The following is a 5,051-nucleotide window of genomic DNA, read 5'->3' as shown; positions in this document are numbered from 1 at the left end:
CAGCGCACCGGAAAGCATGGCCGACGCAGGCGCGGGGGCTTCGCTATGAGCGTCGGGCAGCCAGTTATGCAGCGGGAAGAGTCCCGCCTTGGTGCCGAAGCCTAACACGCAGAAGATAAAGCCCAGGCGCAGCAAGCGCGGGTCGAATGATGCCGCATGCGCCTGCAACACGCCGAAGGTCAGCGATGATGTTCCACTGCTCTGTTGGGAGGCGACAATCAACATGATACCGAAGAGCGCGAAGCCGATGCCGACGCTGCAGAGCAGCAAGTATTTCCAGGTGGCCTCCAGGGAATGGCGCGTGCGGTGATAGTAGACGAGCGGAGCGGAGAGCAGCGTGGTGGCTTCCATGGCGATCCACGCGTAGCCGAGATGTTGGGCGAGCAGTACGCCGTACATGGCCAGCATGAAGAGGCCGGCCAGCGTGTAGAAGAAGCACAGACGTTGCTCCGGAATGCTGGCGTCATGGTCGCGTTCGGCAGGAAGCAGGAATGCCGCCTGGATCAACGCGCTGGCGACGACGAGAGTGGTGATAATGAGAAAGGCGGCGGAAATGCCGTCGATGCCATAGTTCGCGGTCATTATCACCGGATGGCGCAAGACGGGTACGCATAGCCCCACCACAATGCAGAGCTGTGCCACCATGGCCGCTGCCGCCACGTTGGGCAGCCAGCGCGCGCCTCGTGGATATAGGCCGAGTACGGCAATGCAGAGCGGAATGATCAGCAGGAGATGCAGTGGATTCAATGGCGTAACCCCCGCAGCGCGGTGACGTCGATGTGCTCGAAGCTGCGATTCAGGCGGAAGATCACCAAGCCCGCGATCATGACGCCGACGAGCACATCGAAAATGACGCCCATTTCAAAGATCAGCGGCATGCCATGCGATTGTGTCAGGCCGTAGAGAAAGACGCCGTTTTCAAGTACCAAAAAGCCAATCACCTGACTGAGCGCGAGGCGGCGGGTGATCATGACCAGCATTCCAATGAGCAGCAGGGTCAAGGCCATACCGGCTGCGCCCGGATTGCCCAGGGTTCGCGCGGCGAGCTGCGGCGCCAGGAAGAACCCGACGGCAAGCATGATGCAGCCACAGAACAGCACCAGTGAGGGGTGCAGGTACATGCCGATATCGCGATGTACGGCCAGGCGTCGTGCCGTCCAGACCAGAAAGAGCGGAATGGCAATGGCTTTCACCGCCAGCACCACACCGGCTAGCACCAGATATTGCACATCGTGATGGGTAAAGCCCAACATGCCGGCAATAGCGGCTAACAGCAGGGTCTGCACGGCGAGGACGGTACACATGGATGGCAGGCGTGAGAGGCCGCATAACCAGATGGCCGAGAAGGCCGCGCACGCTGCTGCGATATCGATGGATGAGAGTTGCATACCGTTTATCCTTGCGCCGCCGCGACAAGCGCCGCTAACAGGCTGAGCGCGGTGGCAAAGGCGAGATAGTTGGGCACCGCGCGCCATTTCAGTTTCACCAATATCCCTTCGGCCACCGCGACAGCGATGCCGAGGAGAAACAGCGCGCCCAGGCTGAGTGCGTAATGCCACCCGAATGCGAGCGTAGCAAAGCCCGGCCAGACGTGTAAGAGTGTTTGGGCCGCCAAACCGAAATAGAGGCAGGCGCGCAATGCGCCCGCATATTCGATGAGGGCGAGATTCCGCCCGCTGTTCTCCAGGATCATTGCTTCATGGACCATGGTGAGTTCCAGGTGGGTGGTCGGATCATCGACCGGCATGCGCGACAGTTCCGCCAAGGCGGCGATGATGAGCGCGCAGCCGACGAGCGCCGCCACAATCGGCGAGGCGGGGGCCGCGTACATCGCCGTCAGGTCCATCTGGCCGGTCTGGAGCGCGAACGCCCCCAGGCCGATAACGAGCGCCGGTTCGACCAGCAGCGAGATCGTCGCTTCACGGCTCGCGCCCAAGCCACCGAACGCCGATCCGGTGTCCATGGCGGCAAGCATGGTGAGGAACTTGCCGAGTGCGAGCAGGTAGAGCACGAACAAGAAGTTTGACGCCCCACGCCAACCCTCAGGCAGCACGAGCCCGGCCCAGGGCACACACACGGCGGTGAGTACGGCGATCATCAGCCCAACGCGCGGCGACCAGATAAACACCCAACTGGCGGTCCCGCTGATCGTTTCGCTTTTGCGCAGCAATTTGGCGAGATCGTAGAACGGCTGCAGCACCGGCGCGCCGTAGCGTGTCTGCAGCAGCGCTTTTGTTTTGCGAATGACGCCCATCAGCAGCAGCGGAATTATGCAGATATTGATCAGTTGCAGCAGCCAGCAGCTCATTGGCGTACCCCCAACCAGAGCAACAGCGCCAGCACCGCCGCCATATAGAGCAGGTATTGATGAATACTGCCCGCTTGCAGGCGCAGCAGCAAGGAACCCGCTACGCGTAGTATGGCGCGTGCCAGCGGGGTGTACACGCGTGTCTCCAGGTACGGTTCATGCGTGGCGTCGGCGGATACCCCGGAAGGGAAGTGATGGCGATTGCGGCCTTTGACCGTGATGTCGACCACATAGCGATACACTAGGCTGAACAAGCGGGAGATCGGCTGCGCAAAACTGGTCGCCGTGTACTGCGTGCGTGGCCCGAGTGTGCCAAAGCCGCATTCCCAGGTGATGAAGCGTCGCGCGGGTTGCCGCCGGGCGAGATGTGCGAGCGCGAGGGTCAAGACGCTCAGGGTACCGACAGCAAGCGCCACGAGCGCCGGCATGGGAATGCTCCAGGCGCTCGCCAGTAACTGTGGCTCACCGCTGACCCGAACAAGCTGATCCAGCGGAAGCAGCAGCGTGGGGACGGCGATACCTAATCCGATACAGCAGACCACCAGCGCGCCTTGTGCGATGAGCATGGTCTTGGGAATTTCGGTGGCATGCTCTGCCGCCTTGCTGCGCGGCGCGCCGAGGAAGGCCACGCCGACGACTTTGACGAAACAGGCGATGGCCAGTCCGCCAATCAAGGCGAGCCAGCCCATCAGCAGGAGCGCCGCTAAGCGCACACCGGCCAGTGGGCCGTGCAGCGCCAGCGCGAAAAATCCTTGATAGAGCAACCATTCACTGGCAAAACCGTTCATGGGCGGCAGTGCGCAGATCGCGGCGCAGCCGGCGACGAATGATGCGGTCGTCCAGGGCATGCGATGTATGAGACCACCGAGCTGCTCGATGTCACGCAGATGCGTGCGCATATCGATCGCCCCCGCGCCGTAGAACAGCAGGCTTTTGAAGAGCGCATGATTCAGGGAGTGAAAGAGCGCGGCGGCCAGGCCGATCTGCGCCAAATAGGGTAGGTGTTGCTGCTTGCCGATCAACGCAATGCCGATGCCCATAAGGATGATGCCGATATTTTCGATACTCGAATAGGCGAGCAGCCGCTTGAGATCATTTTGCAAGAGGGCAAAGAGTACGCCCCACAACGCGGAAATCGCCCCGAAGATCAGGATAATGGGACCGAGCGCCGGGGCGGTCAAATGGTCGCCCACCACGTAGAGGCGCACCATGGCGTAAATGGCGGTTTTGATCATGACGCCGCTCATGATGGCGGACACCGGCGCGGGCGCGGCGGGATGCGCGATAGGCAACCAGAGGTGAAACGGCCAGCTTCCGGCTTTCGTCGCCAGGCCGACGAGAATGAGCAACGCCGGTCCCAAGGCCACCGCGCCGGAGAGGCCCCAATCGGCAAACGTCCAACTGCCGGTCAACTGGTGCGCCCAGAGAAACCCCGCCATGAGGAACGCCGTGCCGATGCGCGTCGCGCCGAGGTAGATGAGGGCGGCGCGGCGCACCGTCTGTTGCGTGTGATCGCTGGCGACGAGGGCAAAGGAGGAGAGCGCCATAAGTTCCCAGGCGACAAGAAAAGCGATGGCATTGCCGGCCAGCACCACGCCCACCATGCTGATAAACAGTAAGGCGATGCCCGCCCAGACAAACCCCAACGCCACGCGTTGCCGCAAATGTTCCAGGTACCCTGGAGCGAAGAATGCGGTCGTACACCCGATGATGGCGATAATGGCGAGAAACCAACGGCTCAGCGGATCGAAGACAAAGGTGAGTGGCGCGTTGCCAAGATAGTAGGGGAGGGGGATGGTACAGTCGCCGTTGCCGCCAACAGTTGCAGTAATCAGGAGGAAAAGACTACCGAGCGCAGTCAAGACTGGAAAGACAACACCATTTGCACGCCGGGCAAGCACGCCAACCAGTACTACGGCAAGCCACACAAAAAGGGCGGTATCGCACCAGACTGCGAAACCGCCCGGTATTTCCGGAAGAGACATCGACAGCACCAATTCATTGAGGAACATGCACTGGCGTACCACGCCGTGAGTGCTCCCCGCCTATGCATAACAGACTAATGAATAATTTATTCGCCCTGCAAAGGATTATACCTTCTCTGGGACAGCCGTCGCGAGAAAAAATGTATCGCCCATCCCTGTGTGCTGAGCATGCGCTGTTTTTTCCTTGGTGCGTGCAGAAGAGAATAAGAACCTTTTGATGAGACGGTGAATACTTCGTCTGTGCGTCGGTGCCGCGTTGTCCTGTCCGTCGTGCCGGCTCTCGTCGGAACAGTTACTCCGCATAGCTCCCCCTCTCCTCGGGGGGTGAGGGCCGTGGGCCCGGCAAGCGACCCGACAGCACCTTAGCGTTGCTGACTCTCCCACCAAGTGATGGTGCGGCGCAGTCCCTCGTCAAAGGCGACTTCCGCCTGCCAGCCGAATTGCGCTTTGGCGCGGCTGACGTCCAGGCAGCGGCGCGGCTGGCCGTTGGGTTTCGCGCTGTCCCAGATGATTTTGCCCGGGAAGCCGACGTGCCGGGCGATGAGCGCGGCGAGGTCGCGCATGGATATTTCCATACCGGAGCCCAGGTTCACCGGCTCCGGCCCGTCGTATTGTTCGGCGGCGTTGACGATACCGCGCGCGCAGTCTTCCACATAGAGGAATTCGCGAGTGGGCGACCCGTCTCCCCACAGTACGACCTCGCTGGCGCCCGCGTCACGGGCGGCGCGGGCTTTCTCGGCGCTTGCGTCGTGGAGGAG

The 5,051-nt window shown here is 61.5% G+C and carries 5 protein-coding genes; all 5 read right to left on the bottom strand.

The genetic code is table 11. The features are described 5' to 3' along the window. Positions 1–747 (bottom strand): proton-conducting transporter membrane subunit (locus tag VGK14_RS10600; RefSeq protein WP_331509052.1); only part of this gene is annotated, 747 nt, incomplete at its 3' end. Then, entirely contained in the window at positions 744–1,388 is a 645-nt protein-coding gene (locus VGK14_RS10595; protein ID WP_331509051.1) for a hypothetical protein, read from the bottom strand. The genes VGK14_RS10595 and VGK14_RS10600, both read right to left, overlap by 4 nt. 5 nt (positions 1,389–1,393) lie before the next feature. After that, positions 1,394–2,308, bottom strand: a complete 915-nt coding sequence (locus VGK14_RS10590) for a respiratory chain complex I subunit 1 family protein (protein WP_331509050.1) — start codon at positions 2,306–2,308, stop codon at positions 1,394–1,396. Next, a complete protein-coding gene (locus VGK14_RS10585) occupies positions 2,305–4,320 on the bottom strand; it encodes a proton-conducting transporter membrane subunit (protein ID WP_331509049.1) in 2,016 nt (671 codons plus the stop codon). Before VGK14_RS10585 ends, VGK14_RS10590 begins: the two co-directional genes overlap by 4 nt. A 335-nt stretch (positions 4,321–4,655) precedes the next feature. Then, a partial coding sequence (locus VGK14_RS10580) for a GDP-mannose 4,6-dehydratase (RefSeq protein WP_331509048.1) occupies positions 4,656–5,051 on the bottom strand: 396 nt, incomplete at its 5' end.

This window comes from Novimethylophilus sp., from assembly GCF_036504375.1.
In the GTDB taxonomy this organism is placed as follows: Bacteria; Pseudomonadota; Gammaproteobacteria; order Burkholderiales; family Methylophilaceae; genus Novimethylophilus.
The sequence above is the reverse complement of the archived record's forward strand: the minus strand, read 5'-3'. Positions and strand labels throughout refer to the sequence as shown.

Bases quoted from the DNA above. Each gene is read 5' to 3' on its own strand.
- VGK14_RS10595 (WP_331509051.1), bottom strand. From the start codon at position 1,388: ATGCAACTCTCATCCATCGATATCGCAGCAGCGTGCGCGGCCTTCTCG.
- VGK14_RS10590 (WP_331509050.1), bottom strand. From the start codon at position 2,308: ATGAGCTGCTGGCTGCTGCAACTGATCAATATCTGCATAATTCCGCTG.
- VGK14_RS10585 (WP_331509049.1), bottom strand. From the start codon at position 4,320: ATGTTCCTCAATGAATTGGTGCTGTCGATGTCTCTTCCGGAAATACCG.